Here is a 15,614-nt window from a genome sequence, read left to right on the forward strand (position 1 = left end):
GAGCGGAATTGTTTGAGGAAATCTCTATGAAGCAAATCCGTTTACTGGCGCAATATTACGTCGACCTGATGATGAAGCTGGGTCTGGTGCGTTTTTCCATGCTGCTTGCTTTGGCGCTAGTGGTGCTGGCAATCGTGGTGCAGATGGCCGTTACCATGGTGTTGCAGGGCCAAGTGGAGAGCATAGATGTTATCCGCTCCATCTTTTTTGGCTTGCTGATCACGCCATGGGCGGTCTATTTCTTATCGGTGGTGGTTGAGCAACTCGAAGAGTCGCGCCAGCGTTTGTCGCGGCTGGTCGAGAAACTGGAAGAGATGCGCGAGCGCGACCTGAAGCTCAATGTGCAGTTGAAAGACAATATTGCCAAGCTTAACCAGGAGATCAGCGACCGCGAGAAAGCGGAAGCCGAGCGCCAGGAAACCTTTGAAAAACTCAAAATAGAGATGCAGGAGCGTGAGCAGACGCAAATCCAGCTCGAACAGCAATCCTCTTTTCTGCGTTCCTTCCTCGACGCTTCGCCGGATCTGGTGTTCTATCGCAATGAAGACAAAGAGTTCTCTGGTTGTAACCGGGCGATGGAACTGTTGACCGGTAAGAGCGAGAAACAGCTTATTCACCTCAAACCGCAGGACGTCTACTCGCCGGAAGCGGCAGAAAAAGTGATCGAGACCGACGAAAAAGTTTTCCGTCATAACGTCTCTTTAACCTACGAACAGTGGCTGGATTACCCGGACGGTCGCAAAGCCTGTTTCGAGATCCGCAAAGTCCCGTATTACGATCGCGTCGGTAAACGCCACGGGTTGATGGGCTTTGGTCGCGATATCACCGAGCGTAAACGCTACCAGGACGCGCTGGAGCGCGCCAGCCGGGATAAGACCACCTTTATTTCCACCATCAGCCATGAGCTGCGTACGCCGCTGAATGGTATTGTTGGATTAAGCCGTATTCTGCTGGATACCGATTTAACGCAAGAGCAGGAAAAATACCTGAAGACGATCCATGTCTCCGCCGTAACGCTCGGCAATATTTTCAACGATATTATCGACATGGATAAGATGGAGCGGCGCAAAGTCCAACTGGATAATCAACCGCTTGATTTCACCAGTTTCCTGGCCGATCTGGAAAACCTCTCCGCCCTGCAGGCGCACCAGAAAGGGTTGCGCTTTGTTCTTGATCCAACATTGCCGCTGCCGCATCAGGTGGTTACGGACGGTACGCGTTTGCGCCAGATCCTGTGGAACCTTATCAGCAACGCCGTCAAATTTACCCGTGAAGGGCAGGTCGTGGTGCGCGTGCGTTATGACGAAGGCGATATGCTGCACTTTGAAGTGCAGGATTCCGGGATCGGTATTCCCCGCGATGAGCAGGATAAAATTTTCGCCATGTATTACCAGGTGAAAGATAGCCACGGCGGTAAACCGGCGACAGGAACTGGCATTGGCCTGGCCGTTTCGCGCCGTCTGGCGAAGAACATGGGCGGCGACATTACCGTCAGCAGTGAGCCAGGGGCGGGTTCGATATTTACCTTGACCATTCACGCTCCGGCGGTGGCGGAAGAAGTTGAAGACGCGTTTGAAGATGATGATATGCCGCTTCCGGCGTTACATGTGCTGCTGGTGGAAGATATCGAGCTGAACGTGATTGTCGCGCGCTCGGTGCTGGAAAAACTGGGCAGCAGCGTGGATGTCGCCATGACCGGCACTGCCGCGCTGGAGATGTTCACGCCGGGTGAATACGATTTGGTGTTGCTGGATATTCAGTTGCCGGATATGACCGGGCTGGATATTTCGCGAGAGTTGACCCGCCGTTACGCGCGTGAGGATTTACCGCCGCTGGTGGCGCTTACCGCCAACGTGCTGAAAGACAAACAGGAATACCTCGATGCGGGCATGGATGATGTATTAAGCAAACCGCTGGCAGTCCCGGCATTAACTGCCATGATTAAAAAGTTCTGGGATGCGAGTGAAAGTGAGGAGGAACCCGTGACAACTATGGACAACAGTAAAGTACAAACGCTGCTTGATACCGCCATGCTTGAGCAATATATCGAGCTGGTCGGGCCGAAATTAATTACCGACGGGCTGGATGTGTTTGAAAAAATGATGCCGGGCTATTTGAGCGTGCTTGAATCAAACCTGACCGCGCGCGACCAAAAAGGGATTGTGGAAGAGGGCCATAAAATTAAAGGCGCTGCGGGTTCTGTCGGGCTGCGTCATTTGCAACAGCTTGGTCAACAGATTCAGTCTCCCGATCTTCCTGCGTGGTGGGATAACGTCGGCGACTGGGTGGAAGAGATGAAGCAGGAGTGGCGCAACGATGTGGCGGTATTAAAAGTCTGGGTGGCGGACGCTGGAAAAAAATGACCCCGGATTAACCGGGGTGCGCGAATACTGCGCCAACACCAGGGAAATCGTGGCTGCGCCGTAATTGAGTTGTTTTTTTGCAAGGGCGTAGCCTGAAAAAATTCGACCACACGCACATAAGATAGCAAATCTTAAATGATTTGTTACATCAATCAGTGAAATGTGTGAAGCAAGGCTCCCTTATCAAAATTTTTAATTATCGTCAGTACGTTGCATAAAGGATGAGCAAAATGAAAAAAGTCGGCGTGATTCTCAGCGGCGCAGGGGTATATGACGGTTCGGAGATTCATGAAGCGGTGATTACGCTGCTAGCAATTGCCCGTCATGGTGCGCAGGCGGTCTGTTTCGCTCCCGATAAATGGCAAAGCGATGTGGTAAACCATTTGACGGGCGAAACGCTGGCTGAGCGACGTAATGTACTGATTGAATCCGCCCGTATTGCCCGTGGCAATGTCCAGCCGTTATCGCAGGCATCTGCAAACGATCTGGATGCGCTGATTGTTCCCGGTGGTTTTGGCGCGGCAAAAAACCTCAGTGATTTTGCCAGCCTCGGCAGTGAATGCAACGTTGACAGCAGCCTGAAAATGCTGGCACTGGAGATGCACGAAGCAGGTAAACCGCTCGGTTTTATGTGCATCGCACCAGCGATGTTGCCGAAAATTTTCGATTTTCCCCTACGCCTGACAATCGGCACGGATATTGATACCGCCGAAGTGCTGGAAGAGATGGGTGCCGAGCATGTGCCGTGCCCGGTCAACGATATTGTTGTCGACGAAGAGCACAAAGTGGTGACGACGCCGGCTTATATGCTGGCGGAGGACATCGCGCAGGCCGCCTCCGGTATTGAAAAGCTGGTAGCGCGCGTGCTGGTGCTGGCCGAATGAGGAAGTGGTTTCGCGGCCCGCTGAAAGCCACCTTAAAGCGCATTGCTCTGCGGGTGTTGTGCGTACTGGCGCTCTTCTGGGGTGGCGGCATTGTGCTGTTCAGTTTCCTGCCGGTGCCTTTTTCCGCCGTGATGGTGGAACGCCAACTGGGCGCGTGGTTTAGTGGTGACTTTGGCTATGTCGCGCATTCCGACTGGGTCGGTATGGATGATATTTCTCCGTGGATGGCGCTGGCGGTGGTGGCCGCTGAAGATCAGCGTTTTCCCGATCACTGGGGGCTGGATTTTAGCGCCATTGAGAAAGCGCTCTCGCATAACGAGCGCCATGAGAATCGTATTCGCGGTGCGTCGACGATTTCACAGCAGACGGTGAAAAACCTGCTGCTATGGGATGGAAAAAGCTGGGTGCGTAAAGGGCTGGAAGCCGGGCTGACGCTTGGGATGGAAGCGGTGTGGACCAAGCGGCGGATCCTGACGGTTTATCTTAATATTGCGGAATTTGGCGATGGAGTGTTCGGCGTCGAGGAAGCATCGCAGCGCTATTTCCATAAACCGGCGAGCCGCTTAACCATGTCGGAAGCGGCGCTACTGGCCGCCGTATTGCCAAACCCGATCCGTTTTCAGGCCGCCGCGCCATCTGGCTATGTCCGTAGCCGTCAGGCATGGATCCTGCGCCAGATGCGGCAGCTAGGCGGGGAAGCGTTCCTGGAGCGCAACAAGCTGTACTGAATTAATCTTCATCAAACCCGGCGTTAAACAGCGCAATCACAGCCGCCAGCGCTTCTTCTTCCTGCGGGCCGCTGGCCTCCACTTCAATTTGTCGACCTTTTGCAGAATCGAGCATCAGCAGCGCAATCACGCTGCTGGCTTCGGCTTCGGTGCCTTCATCATTGCGCAGCAGCACTTCCGCATCGAAGCCCTGAACCAGTTCAAACAGTTTCATGGCCGGGCGCGCATGCATTCCCAGCTTATTGGTGATCTCAACGGTTTGTTTTACGGTCATGTTTTGCGTTTTTCCAGCGTACGGTGACGGGATTGAACGTTCTTACCGCGCGAGCGGAAATAATCCGCCAGTTGTTCAGCGACATAGACGGAGCGATGTTTACCACCGGTACAACCGATGGCCACGGTCAGATAACTACGGTTGTTGGTCTCCAGCATCGGTAGCCACAACTCAAGATAACTACGCGTCTGATAGATAAAATTGTGCACTTCCGTATGTCTGTCGAGGAATGCCGCGACGGGTTTATCGAGGCCGGTCATCGGGCGCAATTTAGGATCCCAGTGCGGGTTCGGCAGGAAACGAACGTCAAAGACGTAATCCGCATCGATAGGAATGCCGTGCTTGAAACCGAAGGATTCGAAAACCATGGTCAGTTCGCGTTCGCGCTTACCTAACAGGCGCGTACGCAGCATTTCTGCCAGCTCATGCACCGACATTTCCGAGGTATCGACAATCAGATCTGCGCGTGAACGCAGCGGTTCCAGCAAGTTGCTCTCTTCGTCAATCGCGCTTTCAAGCGACAGATTTTTGCTGGAAAGCGGATGCAGGCGGCGTGTATCGCTGTAACGACGGATCAGCGTGTTGCGATCGGCATCGAGAAACAATAACTGCGGTGAAAAGGCGTCCGGCAGATTGCTCATCGCCTGTTCAAAAATTTCCGGCGACTCCGGCATATTTCGCACATCGATACTGACGGCTGCGGAAGTCTGACGCTCGGCAAGCGTCTGCGCCAGCTCCGGCAGCAGCACAACAGGCAGGTTGTCGACGCAATAAAAACCCATATCTTCAAGGGCGCGCAGAGCGACGGATTTCCCTGAACCCGAACGACCACTGACGATCATCAGGACCATGAACCATTTCTCCTCAGTACGACTGATAAAAAGGTTTCCTTCCCGTTACGCATCGTCGCTTTCACCTTCCGTCTGCGTGATGATTTGATATAGCTCTTCATCACTTTGCGCGCTGCGCAGGCGCCGGCAGATGGTTTTGTCCGCCAGCCTTTTTGCGACCAGCGAGAGCGTATGCAGATGCGTTTTGGTTTGATCCGCTGGCACCAATAGGGCAAACAGCAGATCGACAGGCTGATTATCGATAGCGTCGAAGGCAATGGGCGTTTCGAGTTGCACAAAAACGCCAACGGCGCGAAGCGTGTCTTCTTCAAGCTTACCGTGAGGAATGGCGATACCGTTTCCAATGCCGGTGCTGCCCATTTTCTCGCGCGTAAGAATCGCTTCAAAGACGACTTGTGGCGGTAAGCCTAACTGTTTTGCCGCCAGTTCACTGATGATTTCCAGAGCACGTTTTTTACTCTGGCAGTGAACGCCGCTACGGGTACATTCCTGGTTAAGGACATTGCTCAATTGAAGAGCGGAATCGTTATTCATCATAATTTCACCTGAGCGACGCCAGAGCCAGTCACCCTACCGGGTTACGGTAGGGTGCAACGCGCCAGACGGACGCTCGGACAATTAGTGTTGTTTCAGTTTATCTTTATGCTTCGTGAGCTGCCGCGCCAGTTTATCGATCAAACCGTCGATAGCAGCATACATATCCTGCCCTTCCGCACTGGCATGCAACTCGCCGCCATTGACATGGAGCGTCGCATCCGAGGTGTGAGTCACTTTCTCCACTTTCAACACAATATAGACCTGATTAATCCTTTCGAAATACTGTTCGAGCTTGGCGAATTTCGTGGTCACAAATTCACGCAGAGCATCAGTGATCTCGACGTTTTGTCCTGTGATGTTAAGCTGCATAGTGTCTTCCTTATCGGTTGGGTCAAACCAGCTGTTTACGCTGATTCGACGGCGGAATGGATAAAGATTCTCGATACTTCGCAACGGTACGCCGCGCCACCATAATTCCTTGATCGGAAAGCAGGGTCGTCAGCTTACTGTCGCTCAGCGGTTTTGCAGGGTTTTCTGCGGCGATCAATTTCTTCACCAGCGCGCGAATAGCGGTAGAGGAGGCTTCGCCACCACCTTCGGTATTGACATGGCTGGAGAAGAAATACTTCAGCTCGAAAATGCCGCGAGGACTGTGCAGGTACTTCTGGGTCGTTACACGAGAAATCGTCGACTCGTGCATCTCGACGGCCTGGGCTATATCGGCCAGCACCATCGGTTTCATAAATTCTTCGCCTTGTTCAAAGAAGGCTTGCTGCTGCTCAACAATGCAGCGACTAACGCGCAACAGCGTGTCGTTGCGGCTCTCCAGGCTTTTGATCAACCACTTCGCTTCCTGCAAGTTACTGCGGATGAACTGGTTGTCGGCATCGTTACGTGCGCCGCCGCCCATCGAGGCATAATGCTGGTTGATTTGCAGACGTGGAATGCTGTCGGAGTTCAGTTCCACCGTCCAGCGACCATTATGTTTGCGTACCAGAACATCCGGAATCACATATTCCGGTTCGCTGGTCTGGATCGACTGGCCCGGGCGCGGATCCAGAGACTGGATCAGATTCACCGCCTCTTTCAGCACCTCTTCTTTCAGGCGCGTCACGCGCATCAGGGTGCGGAAATCGTGATTGGCGAGCAGATCCAAGTGATCGCTAATGATAAGCCGGGCCTCTTCACACCACGGTGTCTCTTTGGCGAACTGCGAGAGCTGGATCAGCAGGCAGTCACGCAGATCCCGCGCGGCAACGCCAACGGGATCGAAGCGCTGAATACGTTTAAGTACCGCCTCAACCTCATCAAGCCCCACGTCATCATTGCCCATGCTCTCCAGCACTTCTTCCAGCGAAACGGTGAGATAGCCTGTTTCGTCAACGGCATCGACAATAGACGTTGCGATAGCACGATCGGTGTCAGAGAAGGGCGTCAGCCCTACCTGCCACATTAGATAATCTTGCAATGACTGCGTGGTTTCGCCCTGATAGATAGGCAATTCGTCATCGATGTAATCGTGGCTGCTACCGGAAGGAGTACCTGCGGTGTAAATTTCATCCCAGCTGGCATCCAACGGCAACTCATCCGGCATCTCTTTTTGTTCGAGAGCGTCGACGGTATCCAGGCCGTCATTTTCCTGAACCTGCTGGCTATCGACTTCCTCATGAAGATCAGTTTGTTCCAGCAATGGATTACTCTCCAGCGCTTGCTGAAGTTCCTGCTGAAGTTCCAACGTGGACAACTGCAGCAGACGGATAGCCTGTTGCAGTTGTGGCGTCATGGCTAGCTGTTGGCTGAGCCTTAGTTGCAAACCTTGCTTCATATTCAGAGCAGCACTCTCCGACAAAAAACGTCAATAAACCCTACCCTATCAGAGTCTGAAGTCTTCCCCAAGATACACGCGCTTAACGTGTTCGTCTTCAAGGATTTGCTGCGGTGTTCCATGCGCAATGAGATGCCCCTGGCTGACGATATAAGCACGCTCACACACTGCCAGCGTTTCACGAACGTTATGGTCAGTAATCAGCACGCCCAGACCGCTGTCACGCAGGTGCTCAATGATACGTTTGATATCGATAACGGAAATCGGATCAACGCCGGCAAAGGGTTCATCCAGCAGGATAAATTTCGGATTCGCCGCCAGCGCGCGGGCAATTTCCACACGGCGACGTTCGCCACCGGAGAGCGATTGGCCCATATTGTCGCGCAGATGTTCAATGTGGAACTCTTCCATCAGCTCATTGGCGCGATCTTCGCGTTGCTCTGAGGTCAGGTCATCGCGGATTTGCAGAACGGCCATCAGGTTATCGTAGACGCTCAGGCGGCGAAAAATCGAGGCTTCCTGCGGAAGATAACCAATACCGCGGCGCGCACGTGCATGCAGCGGCAGCAAGCTGATGTCTTCATCATCAATAATGATGTTACCCGCGTCACGCGACACAATACCTACCACCATATAAAAAGTGGTGGTTTTCCCTGCGCCGTTAGGGCCGAGCAGCCCGACGATTTCGCCAGAGTTGACGGTCAGACTGACATCCTCAACTACGCGGCGGCCTTTATAAGCCTTGGCGAGATTCTTTGCAGTTAATGTTGCCATAACGAATTAATTACTCTTTTTTTGCGCCGGGGCCGGGGTTTGTTTATTGCTCTTATCCTGCAACTGCGACGGAACCAGAACGGTGGTCACGCGTTTGCCTTTGTCGCTGAACGCCTGCATTTTCTGCTCTTTCACCAGATAAGTGATTTTGTCACCGGTGATATTACTATCCAGCTGTTCCAGATAGGCGTTACCAGTCAGCACAACGAAATCTTTTTCCAGTTCGTAATGCATCTGCGAGGAGTGGCCCTTAACGGGTTTGCCATTGTCCTGCATTTGGTAAAACGTCGCCGGGTTGCCGTAACCGTCAATGATCTCTTTACCTTGCTGACCACCCGGACGGGTAACGACGACTTTGTCGGCATTAATTTTAATTGTTCCCTGGGTTACCACGACGTTGCCGGTGAAGGTCACGACATTACCCTGCATATCCAGCGACTGCTGATCGGAGTCGATATGGATAGGCTGATCGGTATCCCCGGTCACGGCGAGCGCCGGAAGCGCGGCGGCCAAAAGCGTGGTGGCCAATACAAGATTAAGGCTGCGTTTGTTTGTTTTGAATTTCATAGGAGCTTCTAACCTTTTCAATCAGCTCGGCGTTTTTGCTGCGTAAGTTGCCGCGCATTTTCAGGCCGGTGGAATTAAATGTTGTACCGTACAACGTGACCTGATCATTCGAGGTAACATCCTGCGTTACCAGGTTAATCTGGGCGTTATCCGTAGTGATTTTTCGCAGCTGGGCGTCCGCCGTCAGCGCATTGACTTCAACATGTCCATAAAGATAAAGCATTTTGTCATCGGTCAGCTTTGCTTTGTCTGACTTTATCGACCAGGTTGGAACCTTATTCTCGTCGAATGTTGTCAGAACGGGCTGCGCGAACCAACTCACACCTTCAGCAGAAAAGTATTCCACGTTCTGCGCGATAAGCCGGTAGTTAAGCGCCCCTTCCGGGCTATAAACCACCGTATCCGTATGTTGGCTTTTGTAAGTCGGGTCGGCAGTATTGGTGGCGACCGGATCCGGCTCATCCTGAGCCGTCAGGTTGATCCCTATCAGGATCAGTGCGGCCAGCGCCAGCAGAATGATGACCCAACGTCTGGTTTTACTCATATCGATTGCCCTTTGGCCTCATCCAGCTTGCCTTGCGCCAGCAACAACAAATCACAGACTTCACGAACTGCGCCTCGGCCGCCATTAATGCGCGTAACGTAATCCACGCGTGAAAGCAGCAGCGGATGCGCATCGGCAACGGCAACGCTCAAGCCAATTTCCGCCATCACTGGCCAGTCGATCAGATCATCACCCACATAAGCAACCTGCTCGGGGGTGAGCGCCAGTTTTGCCAGCAGCTCGCGGTAAGCGAGCAGTTTATCCGACTGACCTTGATACAAGTGCTTAATCTTTAGCGTTTCGCAGCGATCTTCCACTAGTTTAGCTTTTCGCCCGGTAATTATGGCAACCTCAATGTCGGAAGTGAGCGCACAGCGGATCCCGTAACCATCGCGCACATTAAATGCTTTCAGCTCTTCTCCGTTATTGCCCATATAGATGAGCCCATCGGATAACACGCCGTCCACATCCAGAATCAACAGGCGTATTTTTTCCGCTTTCGCCATAACTTGCGTACTTACCGGCCCATAACAGGTCGCAAGCGACGCGCCAGCATTACTCATTCTTATGTCCTTCTTTACACTACGCCTGCGCGCAGTAAATCGTGCATATGTAACACACCCAGCAACTGGTCGCCATCGGCCACCAACACGGAGGTAATGTGCCGGGATTGCATCAGATTCAGCGCATCCACTGCCAGTGTGTTGGGACGTACCCGAACACCGCCGGGCGTCATGACGTCGGCAATGCCCATGCTGCGGACATCACCGCCCATATCGAACACGCGGCGTAAGTCGCCGTCGGTAAAGATTCCTTCAATTTTCATCAAATCATCGCAGATAACCGTCATGCCCAGGTTTTTGCGCGTGATTTCAAGCAGTGCATCACGCAGGCTGGCGTTTTTGCTGACATGGGGGATTTCGTCACCGGTATGCATGATGTCATTGACGCGCAGCAACAGTTTGCGGCCCAGTGCGCCGCCGGGATGCGATAAGGCGAAATCTTCCGCCGTAAAACCGCGCGCTTTCAGCAACGCGACAGCCAGCGCATCGCCCATTACCAGCGCCGCCGTAGTGCTGGACGTTGGCGCCAGACCCAGCGGACAGGCTTCTTTCGGCACCTTAACGCATAAATGAATATCGGCGGCGCGCGCCATGCTGCTTTCTGGTCGGCTGGTCATGCAAATCAACGAAACTTTTAATCGCTTCAGCACCGGGATCAGCGCGAGGATCTCGTTCGACTCCCCTGAATTTGACAGCGCAATGACCACATCTTGCGGGCTGACCATTCCCAGATCACCATGGGCCGCTTCACCCGGATGCACAAAGAAAGAGGGGGTTCCGGTGCTGGCAAATGTGGCCGCCATTTTTCTACCGATATGGCCGGACTTGCCCATTCCCATCACCACCACTTTCCCGGCGCAATAGAACATTTTTTCGCACGCCTGCGTGAAGTCGGCGTTGATGTATTGATCCAGCTCTGCGAGGCCTTCACGTTCAATTTCCAGGACGTCTTTACCTGCTTGTTGAAAGTCAAAACCCGGCTGCAAATCTATTTGCGACATAATGCGTATCCGATTATCCAGTCAAAAGCGGCGACAGCCAGTAGAGCAGCGCCAGCCACACGATAAACCCGCCCAATAACAGTGCGCCGACGCTTCTGCTGATTTGCTTACGTCGCCAGCAAATCAGGGCAAAAAGGGCACTGACCAGCAACATCACGCCATAATCACGCGTAAAGGCTATCGGGTTAAAGTCGCCCGGCGCAATCATCGCGGGCAAACCCAGCACGAGAGCAATGTTAAAGATGTTTGAACCAATAATATTGCCAATGGCAATATCATCTTCACCTTTGCGCGCACCGGCAATCGCTGTCGCCAGTTCAGGCAGGCCAGTACCGATAGCAATAACCGTCAGGCCAATGGTCAGCTCGCTGATAGCAAAGTAGTTCGCTACCACTGTCGCGTTATCCACCACCATACGTGTTGCCATTGGCATAATGATTAACGCTACGCCCAGCCAGAGGAACGCGACTGAGAGGCTGCCGTCTCGCGGTAACTCCGCCACCTGCTCTCGGGTGAGACTGTCGTTGCCCTGGCGCTCGGCCAGGCGGGCAATTTTAACAATGAACACCAGCCATAGCACGGCTAATAACAGTAAAATAATGCCGTCAAAGCGGCTGAGGTGCCCATTGTACAACACCACGCCTGCCAGCAGACTGGCTACCAAGGTTAACGGTAATTCGCGGCGCAGAATATCGGAATGTACGGTAAAAGGGTGTAAAAGCGCGGCGACGCCGAGGATCAACAAGATATTGGTAATGTTAGAGCCGATCGCCGTGCCGATAGCCAGATCCAACTGTCCATGCAGCGATGCGGCGACGGAAGTGATTATCTCCGGTAGTGAGGTACCGATGCTTACAACGGTCATGCCGATGATTAAAGGCGGTACACCGAATGTGCGGCAAAGGATCGAAGCAGCGAACACCAGACGATCGGCACTGTAGACCACTAAGAGTAAACCAATTATCAATAGCGCCGTCGCTAAAAGCATCTAACGTCCTTTCTTCAGGTATAATCCGCCGGCTCGCAGGCTGCCATGCCGGGTAAAACCGGGAGTTCCGCGTAGCGTAATGATTCCTAATTTTGACTTTATGCGGCTCAAAAGTAAAACAAATGCCAGCTTTCGCTAACCCCAGCAGGTAATATTCTGTAAAAATGTTGGGTTCGTGATGTTATCAAGCGTCATGCTTGTGGCCGACGAGGCTTATAAGGAAGAGGAAATGAGCCAGACTGTGGCGAATTTGGTCGATGTTCGTGGCGTCAGCTTCTCCCGCGGCAGCCGCCCAATCTTTGACAATATTTCACTGACGGTACCTCGCGGTAAGATCACCGCCATTATGGGACCTTCAGGGATCGGCAAAACGACGCTCCTGCGTCTGATCGGTGGACAAATCCCGCCTGATAGCGGTGAGATTTTATTCGATGGCGAAAACGTGCCAGAGATGACCCGTTCGCGTCTGTTCACCGTGCGCAAAAGAATGAGCATGCTGTTTCAGTCTGGCGCGTTGTTTACCGATATGAACGTTTTTGACAATGTTGCCTATCCTTTGCGTGAGCACACTTTGCTGCCCGAGCCGTTACTGCGAAGCACGGTGATGATGAAGCTGGAAGCAGTAGGGCTGCGCGGTGCGGCGGACTTAATGCCATCTGAACTCTCAGGCGGTATGGCGCGACGCGCCGCGCTGGCAAGAGCCATTGCACTGGAGCCGGATCTGATCATGTTTGATGAACCCTTTGTTGGTCAGGATCCCATCACAATGGGCGTGCTGGTGAAGTTGATCTCTGAGCTGAATAGCGCGCTGGGCGTCACCTGTATCGTTGTTTCCCACGATGTTCCTGAAGTGCTGAGTATTGCTGATTACGCCTATATTGTGGCTGACAGGAAAATTGTCGCCCACGGTAGTGCGCAAGGGCTGCAAGAGAACAGCGATCCGCGCGTGCGTCAATTCCTGGATGGCATTGCCGATGGCCCGGTTCCGTTCCGCTACCCGGCGGGTGATTATCAGACCGATTTATTAGAAACAGGGAGTTAAGACGCTCATGCTGCTAAATGCACTGGCATCGCTTGGGCACCGCGGGATCAAAACGATCGCGACGTTTGGGCGCGCCGGTTTGATGCTCTTTAATGCGGTGGTGGGTAAACCCGAATTCCGCAAACACGCACCGCTGCTGGTTCGCCAGCTTTACAATGTCGGCGTACTGTCGATGCTCATTATTATTGTTTCCGGCGTGTTTATCGGTATGGTGCTCGGTCTGCAGGGTTACCTGGTGTTGACCACCTACAGCGCCGAAACCAGTCTTGGCATGCTGGTGGCGCTGTCGTTGCTGCGCGAGTTGGGGCCGGTTGTCGCTGCGTTGCTGTTCGCCGGTCGAGCCGGTTCTGCATTGACTGCTGAGATTGGTTTGATGCGCGCGACCGAACAGCTTTCCAGCCTTGAAATGATGGCGGTTGATCCGCTGCGGCGCGTGATTTCGCCACGATTTTGGGCGGGAGTCATCTCGCTACCGCTGTTAACCATTATCTTTGTCGCTGTCGGTATTTGGGGCGGTTCGCTGGTTGGCGTTAACTGGAAGGGTATTGATACGGGCTTTTTCTGGACCGCGATGCAAAACGCCGTCGAGTGGCGAATGGATCTGGTTAACTGCCTGATTAAAAGCGTGGTGTTTGCCATCACCGTGACCTGGATTGCGTTATTTAATGGTTATGATGCGATCCCGACTTCTGCTGGCATTAGCCGGGCGACAACACGCACCGTTGTGCACTCCTCGTTGGCCGTGCTTGGCCTTGATTTTGTGCTCACCGCACTGATGTTTGGGAATTGAGTTCATGCAAACGAAAAAAAGTGAAATTTGGGTCGGTGTTTTCCTTGTGCTGGCGCTGCTGGCTGGACTCTTCATCTGCTTAAAAGCGGCGGATGTCGCCTCTATGCGCACCGAGCCGACTTACCGTGTCTATGCCACCTTTGACAATATTGGCGGTCTGAAAGCCCATTCGCCGGTAAGAATTGGCGGTGTGGTGATCGGGCGCGTTGCGGATATCTCTCTCGATCCCAAAACCTATCTGCCACGTGTCGCGCTGGATATTGAAGAACGTTACAACCAGATCCCGGATACCAGCTCGCTGGCGATCCGCACTTCCGGGTTGTTAGGTGAGCAGTATCTGGCGTTGAACGTTGGTTTTGACGATCCTGAGATGGGAACTTCTATGCTTAAAGAAGGAAGCACCATTCAGGATACCAAGTCCGCCATAGTGCTTGAGGATCTTATCGGACAATTCCTTTACAACAGTAAAGGCGGTGACAATAAGAATTCAGGCGATGCGGCAGCCCACGATGCAGGGAATACTCAAGCCGCACCGTCTGCTGGTCAGACGAATTAACGAGGAGAATTGACGCATGTTTAAACGTCTATTAATGGTTGCCCTGCTGGTGGTTGCGCCGCTGGGTACCGCGATGGCGGCCGATCAAGCTAACCCTTACGCCGCAATGAAAGACGCGGCACAGAAAACCTTTGATCGCCTCAAAAATGAGCAGCCGAAAATCCGTGCGAACCCAGACTACCTGCGCGATGTTGTTGATCAGGAACTGCTGCCTTATGTGCAGGTGAAATACGCCGGTGCGTTGGTGCTGGGCCGTTATTACAAAGAAGCGACCCCCGCACAGCGTGAAGCCTATTTCGCTGCATTTCGCGAATACCTGAAACAGGCTTACGGCCAGGCGCTGGCAATGTATCACGGGCAGACCTATCAGATTGCGCCGGAGCAGCCGCTGGGCGATGCGACAATTGTGCCGATCCGCGTAACTATCATCGATCCAAATGGCCGTCCGCCGGTGCGCCTGGATTTCCAGTGGCGTAAAAACACGCAAACGGGCAACTGGCAGGCTTACGACATGATTGCCGAAGGGGTGAGCATGATCACCACCAAACAGAACGAATGGAGTGATCTGCTGCGTACCAAAGGTATCGACGGTTTAACCGCCGAGCTGCAATCTATTTCCCGCCAGAAAATTACCCTGGACGAGAAAAAGCAATGACAGCCAGTCTACGCTGGTCGCGCGATGGAGACTGCCTGAAACTGTTGGGTGAACTGGATCAGGATCTCTTAAACCCGCTGTGGGATGCGCGCGTGGAGGCGATGAACGGGGTGACCTGCATCGATTTACATGGCGTGTCACGCGTGGATACCGCAGGCGTCGCGCTGCTGGTACATCTGGTGGCACAGGGCAAAAAGCAGGGAAATAATGTTGTGCTTGCTGGGGTGAGTGAGAATGTCTCCACCCTCGCCGCGCTCTATAATTTGCCGCAGGATGTATTGCCTCACTAATTTTTTCAATGCGTTACTACTTAAAGCCCCATCCTTTATATTGATGGGGCTTTTTGCTTGTTTAAGCCGACGCCACTTTCCTCTAAGATGTGTGACTGTTTTCACTATTAGATGATATTTACACCCATGGAAAATCATGAAATTCAGACGGTGCTGATGAACGCACTCTCTCTCCAGGAAGCCCACGTCACTGGCGATGGCAGTCACTTTCAGGTTGTCGCTGTGGGTGAGATTTTTGACGGCATGAGCCGGGTCAAGAAACAACAGACCATTTATGGCCCGCTGATGGAATACATTGCAGACAACCGTATCCATGCCCTGTCGATCAAAGCCTACACTCCGGCGGAGTGGGCGCGGGATCGCAAACTTAACGGCTTTTGAG

At 53.1% G+C, this 15,614-nt stretch carries 20 protein-coding genes; 9 read left to right on the plus strand and 11 right to left on the minus strand.

The window, feature by feature from the left end; all coding sequences use genetic code 11:
* Positions 1 to 26 precede the first annotated feature (26 nt).
* From arcB to mtgA, 3 genes are all read left to right on the plus strand, one after another.
* Positions 27 to 2,363 carry an aerobic respiration two-component sensor histidine kinase ArcB gene (gene arcB / locus C813_RS25425; RefSeq protein ID WP_017457315.1) on the plus strand — a complete coding sequence of 779 codons (2,337 nt, stop codon included), beginning with the start codon at positions 27 to 29 and terminating at the stop codon, positions 2,361 to 2,363.
* Positions 2,364 to 2,593: 230 nt separating this feature from the next.
* Entirely contained in the window at positions 2,594 to 3,247 is a 654-nt protein-coding gene (gene elbB / locus C813_RS25430) for an isoprenoid biosynthesis glyoxalase ElbB (protein WP_017457316.1), read from the plus strand.
* Positions 3,244 to 3,975, plus strand: a complete 732-nt coding sequence (mtgA, locus tag C813_RS25435) for a monofunctional biosynthetic peptidoglycan transglycosylase (RefSeq protein WP_017457317.1) — start codon at positions 3,244 to 3,246, stop codon at positions 3,973 to 3,975. Before elbB ends, mtgA begins: the two co-directional genes overlap by 4 nt.
* Before the next feature lies 1 nt (position 3,976).
* Here mtgA and npr read toward each other — a convergent pair whose 3' ends face one another.
* The 11 genes from npr to C813_RS25490 all read right to left on the minus strand — a co-directional run bounded on the left by npr (position 3,977) and on the right by C813_RS25490 (position 11,899).
* Complete coding sequence (gene npr, locus C813_RS25440) at positions 3,977 to 4,249, minus strand: PTS phosphocarrier protein NPr (protein ID WP_007369893.1); 273 nt, start codon at positions 4,247 to 4,249, stop codon at positions 3,977 to 3,979.
* On the minus strand, positions 4,246 to 5,100 hold the full coding sequence (rapZ, locus tag C813_RS25445) for an RNase adapter RapZ (protein WP_017457318.1): 855 nt from the start codon (positions 5,098 to 5,100) through the stop codon (positions 4,246 to 4,248). Before rapZ ends, npr begins: the two co-directional genes overlap by 4 nt.
* Before the next feature lie 45 nt (positions 5,101 to 5,145).
* A complete protein-coding gene (gene ptsN / locus C813_RS25450; protein ID WP_017457319.1) occupies positions 5,146 to 5,637 on the minus strand; it encodes a PTS IIA-like nitrogen regulatory protein PtsN in 492 nt (163 codons plus the stop codon).
* An 81-nt stretch (positions 5,638 to 5,718) separates the two neighbouring features.
* Positions 5,719 to 6,006, minus strand: coding sequence for a ribosome hibernation promoting factor (gene hpf, locus C813_RS25455; RefSeq protein ID WP_017457320.1), 288 nt, complete (start codon positions 6,004 to 6,006; stop codon positions 5,719 to 5,721).
* A gap of 22 nt (positions 6,007 to 6,028) precedes the next feature.
* Positions 6,029 to 7,462 (minus strand): RNA polymerase factor sigma-54, encoded by a 1,434-nt coding sequence (gene rpoN / locus C813_RS25460; protein WP_017457321.1) that lies wholly within the window; start codon positions 7,460 to 7,462, stop codon positions 6,029 to 6,031.
* Positions 7,463 to 7,510: 48 nt separating this feature from the next.
* On the minus strand, positions 7,511 to 8,236 hold the full coding sequence (gene lptB / locus C813_RS25465) for an LPS export ABC transporter ATP-binding protein (protein WP_017457322.1): 726 nt from the start codon (positions 8,234 to 8,236) through the stop codon (positions 7,511 to 7,513).
* Positions 8,237 to 8,242: 6 nt separating this feature from the next.
* Positions 8,243 to 8,803 (minus strand): lipopolysaccharide ABC transporter substrate-binding protein LptA, encoded by a 561-nt coding sequence (gene lptA, locus C813_RS25470; RefSeq protein WP_017457323.1) that lies wholly within the window; start codon positions 8,801 to 8,803, stop codon positions 8,243 to 8,245.
* Positions 8,772 to 9,347 carry an LPS export ABC transporter periplasmic protein LptC gene (gene lptC, locus C813_RS25475; protein ID WP_017457324.1) on the minus strand — a complete coding sequence of 192 codons (576 nt, stop codon included), beginning with the start codon at positions 9,345 to 9,347 and terminating at the stop codon, positions 8,772 to 8,774. The genes lptA and lptC overlap by 32 nt, the downstream gene beginning before the upstream one ends.
* Complete coding sequence (gene kdsC, locus C813_RS25480) at positions 9,344 to 9,910, minus strand: 3-deoxy-manno-octulosonate-8-phosphatase KdsC (RefSeq protein WP_017457325.1); 567 nt, start codon at positions 9,908 to 9,910, stop codon at positions 9,344 to 9,346. The genes lptC and kdsC overlap by 4 nt, the downstream gene beginning before the upstream one ends.
* Before the next feature lie 14 nt (positions 9,911 to 9,924).
* Positions 9,925 to 10,911, minus strand: a complete 987-nt coding sequence (gene kdsD / locus C813_RS25485) for an arabinose-5-phosphate isomerase KdsD (protein WP_017457326.1) — start codon at positions 10,909 to 10,911, stop codon at positions 9,925 to 9,927.
* Positions 10,912 to 10,924: 13 nt separating this feature from the next.
* Positions 10,925 to 11,899 carry a calcium/sodium antiporter gene (locus C813_RS25490; RefSeq protein ID WP_017457327.1) on the minus strand — a complete coding sequence of 325 codons (975 nt, stop codon included), beginning with the start codon at positions 11,897 to 11,899 and terminating at the stop codon, positions 10,925 to 10,927.
* Between the two features lie 229 nt (positions 11,900 to 12,128).
* Between C813_RS25490 and mlaF the strand changes: the two genes are divergently transcribed.
* The 6 genes from mlaF to ibaG all read left to right on the plus strand — a co-directional run bounded on the left by mlaF (position 12,129) and on the right by ibaG (position 15,613).
* Complete coding sequence (gene mlaF, locus C813_RS25495) at positions 12,129 to 12,941, plus strand: phospholipid ABC transporter ATP-binding protein MlaF (RefSeq protein WP_017457328.1); 813 nt, start codon at positions 12,129 to 12,131, stop codon at positions 12,939 to 12,941.
* 7 nt (positions 12,942 to 12,948) lie between these two features.
* Positions 12,949 to 13,731 (plus strand): lipid asymmetry maintenance ABC transporter permease subunit MlaE, encoded by a 783-nt coding sequence (mlaE, locus tag C813_RS25500; RefSeq protein WP_017457329.1) that lies wholly within the window; start codon positions 12,949 to 12,951, stop codon positions 13,729 to 13,731.
* A gap of 4 nt (positions 13,732 to 13,735) precedes the next feature.
* A complete protein-coding gene (gene mlaD, locus C813_RS25505; RefSeq protein ID WP_017457330.1) occupies positions 13,736 to 14,287 on the plus strand; it encodes an outer membrane lipid asymmetry maintenance protein MlaD in 552 nt (183 codons plus the stop codon).
* A gap of 16 nt (positions 14,288 to 14,303) precedes the next feature.
* Positions 14,304 to 14,942, plus strand: coding sequence for a phospholipid-binding protein MlaC (mlaC, locus tag C813_RS25510; protein ID WP_017457331.1), 639 nt, complete (start codon positions 14,304 to 14,306; stop codon positions 14,940 to 14,942).
* Entirely contained in the window at positions 14,939 to 15,232 is a 294-nt protein-coding gene (mlaB, locus tag C813_RS25515; RefSeq protein WP_017457332.1) for a lipid asymmetry maintenance protein MlaB, read from the plus strand. Before mlaC ends, mlaB begins: the two co-directional genes overlap by 4 nt.
* A gap of 126 nt (positions 15,233 to 15,358) precedes the next feature.
* Positions 15,359 to 15,613 carry a BolA family iron metabolism protein IbaG gene (gene ibaG, locus C813_RS25520; RefSeq protein WP_017457333.1) on the plus strand — a complete coding sequence of 85 codons (255 nt, stop codon included), beginning with the start codon at positions 15,359 to 15,361 and terminating at the stop codon, positions 15,611 to 15,613.
* The last annotated feature ends 1 nt before the right edge of the window (position 15,614 follow it).

Origin of the sequence: Kosakonia sacchari SP1 (assembly GCF_000300455.3) — a bacterium.
Classification (GTDB): domain Bacteria; phylum Pseudomonadota; class Gammaproteobacteria; order Enterobacterales; family Enterobacteriaceae; genus Kosakonia; species Kosakonia sacchari.